At 56.4% G+C, this 2779-nt stretch carries 3 protein-coding genes; all 3 read right to left on the bottom strand.

Going from position 1 to position 2779, the window contains the following annotated elements; all coding sequences use genetic code 11:
* The coding region (locus tag GZ78_RS23000; protein WP_161787472.1) for a lactonase family protein at positions 1 to 922 on the bottom strand (922 nt) is incomplete at its 3' end.
* A gap of 216 nt (positions 923 to 1138) precedes the next feature.
* Entirely contained in the window at positions 1139 to 1315 is a 177-nt protein-coding gene (locus GZ78_RS29655; RefSeq protein WP_161787471.1) for a hypothetical protein, read from the bottom strand.
* Positions 1312 to 2364: a lactonase family protein gene (locus tag GZ78_RS22990; protein ID WP_161787470.1), complete on the bottom strand. Its 1053-nt coding sequence runs from the start codon at positions 2362 to 2364 to the stop codon at positions 1312 to 1314. The genes GZ78_RS29655 and GZ78_RS22990 overlap by 4 nt, the downstream gene beginning before the upstream one ends.
* Between the last annotated feature and the right edge of the window lie 415 nt (positions 2365 to 2779).

Raw genomic sequence — 2779 nt, 5'->3', positions numbered from 1 at the left:
CGTACAGGTGCTGCCCGTCGAGGCTCAGGGTAATATCCCAGGCACCGTACAGCTCATGAGTCTCGTCGTCACGGTAAATACGGGGGTTGGAGAGCGCGCCGTCGCTATCCACGTCGTACACCGACAGGGCACTCCCTAAATAGGCCGTTACGTACAGGTGTTGCCCGTCGGGACTCAGGGCAACATCCCGGGCACCGTTCAGCTTATGAGTCTTGCCGTCACGATAGACGCGAGGGTGGGAGAGCGTACCGTCGCTGGCCACGTCGTACACCGACAGGGCACTCCCGAAAGAGGCCGTTACGTACAGGTGTTGCCCGTCGGGACTCAGGACGATACTCCGGGCACCGAACAGCTCATGAGTGTCGCCGTTACGATAAATACGGGGGTTGGAGAGCTCACCATCGGTGTCCACGTCGTACACCGACAAGGCATGCCCCCAAGAGGCCGTTACGTACAGATGTTGCCCGTTGAGGCTCAGGGCAACACCCTGGGCACCGCTCAGCTCATAAGTGTCGTCATCGTCACGATAGATGCGGGGGTTGGAGAGCGCGCCGTCGCTGGCCACGTCGTACACCGACAGAGTACCCCCAGACGTGGCTGTTACGTACAAGTGTTGCCCGTTGGGGCTCAGGGCGACACCCCAAGCGTTGTACAGCTCATGAGTGTCGTCGCTGCGGTAAATACGGGGATTGGAGAGCCCTCCGTCGCTGGCCACGTCGTACACCGACAGGGCACTCGCTGCAGCGGCCGTTACGTACAGGTGTTGTCCGTCGGGGCTCAGGGTAACAATCCGGGCACCGTCCAACTCATGAGTGTCGCCGTTACGGTAAATGACCGGATTAATGAGAGACCCCGGCTCATCAACCTCCTCACCATTGGCCGGTTGCAATATGCAAAGGCTGGTGACTGCCAATTGAGCCACAAAGACACAGACACTCTGCCAGCATGAACAAGGTGCTTTCACCCTCCTTGTAGAAAAAACCGTGCTTGGTGTTGCCGCTGATGGTTTTGCACTGAATATCATGAGTTATGGCCTCTTGTGCCCGCTGGTTATGGAGGTATCCGGTTCCGGCTTTTCCCAACTCCTTTGGGTGGACATCCAGTGTAGTTCAGTTTTCCGGGGGTGAAGTGACAATCTTTATTGAGCCTGTCTGATACGGTGTAAAGCCCAGCAGACCCTTCCGATCACCACAGATACAACAGCCCCGGTCACTACGACTGCAATCAGCTCATAAGCTTTGTCGTCACGGTAAATACGGAGGTTGGAGAGCGTGCCGTCGCTGGCCACGTCGTACACCAAGGGCATCCCCGTCATTTGCCGTTACCTGCAGGTGTTACCCGTTGGGATTTGGGTGTCATGATGGTAGCCACCACACCCATCAGGAATGTTATTCCCACGATAGATGCGCAATCTATCGCGGTAGATAGGGCACTCTTACCCTTGGAACCGTTCAGCTCTTGAGTGTCGCCGTCACGAGAGACACGAGGCTTGGTGAGCGCGCCGTTACGAGAGAAACGAGGGTTGGAGAGCGCGCCGTCGCTGGCCACGTTGTACACCGACAGAAAACCCTCATCCCACCTGAAGGCCGCTACATACAGGTGCTGCCCGTCGGGGCTCAGGGCGACATCCCAGGCGCCGTTCAGCATATGAGTGTCGTCGTTACGGTAAATACGGGGGTTGAAAAGTGCGCCGTCACTGGCTACGTCGTACACCGACAGGGCATTCCCTAAAGAGGCCGCTACGTACAAGTGTTGCCCGTCAGGGCTCAGAGTAACACCCCGAGCACCGGCCAGCTCATGAATGTTGTCGTTACGATAGATACGGGGGTTGGAGCGCGCGCCATCGCTGTCCATGTCGTACACCGACAGGGTATTTCCTACAGCGGCCGTTATGTACAGGTGCCGCCCGTCGGGGCTCAGGGCGACATTCGTAGCACCGTTCAGCTCATGAGTGTTGTCGTCACGGTAAATACGGAGGTTAGAGAGCGCGCCGTCGCTGGCCACGCTGTACACCGACAGGTCACTCCCCCAAAAGGCCGTTACGTACAGGTGTTGCCCGTCGTGGCTGAGGACGATACCCGTAGTATCACCATCCAGCTCATGAGTGTTGTTGTCACGATAGATACGGGGGGTGGAGAGGGTACCATTGTTGTCTACGTCGTACACCGACAGGGCATTCCCGTCATGGGCGGTTACGTACAGGTGTTTCCCGTCGGGGCTGAGGCTAACACGCCGAGCGCCGTCCAGCTCATGAGTGTTGTCGTTATGGTACATGGCCGGGTTAGCGTGAGACCCCGGCTCATTAACCTCCTCACCACTGGCAGGTTGCAGTACACAAAGACTGATCACTACCAACTGAGCCACAAAGACACATATACCCTGCCAACGTGGCCAAGGGGCTTTTACCCTCCTTGCAGAAAAAGCTGTGTTCTGTGTTGCAGTTGATGGCTTTGCACTGAATATCATGAGTTAAGACCTCTCGCACCCGTTGGCTATGGAGATATCCGGTTCCGGCTTTTCCCAACTCCTTTGGGTGGACATCCAGTGTAGTTCAGTTTTCTGAAGGCGACAGGACAACCTTTATTGAGCCTGTTTTGTACGGGCAGATCAGTGTGTTACTGCTTGTTCTGCATTTCATAACTGGCGCTTTTGAGTTTTGTACGGTGTGAAGCCCAGCAGACCATTCCGATCACCACTGTAGATACAACCGCCCCGGTCACTGCAACTCCGGAAATGACCGCGCCAGCAATAGCGCCATAATCTCTTTCATTCTCTCCTT

Source organism: Endozoicomonas numazuensis (genome assembly GCF_000722635.1).
Taxonomy (GTDB): Bacteria; Pseudomonadota; Gammaproteobacteria; order Pseudomonadales; family Endozoicomonadaceae; genus Endozoicomonas_A; species Endozoicomonas_A numazuensis.
This window is presented reverse-complemented; position numbering and strand designations above follow the sequence as displayed.

Coding starts and splice junctions, on each gene's coding strand:
- GZ78_RS29655 (WP_161787471.1), bottom strand. CDS start 1,315: ATGACGGGGATGCCCTTGGTGTACGACGTGGCCAGCGACGGCACGCTC.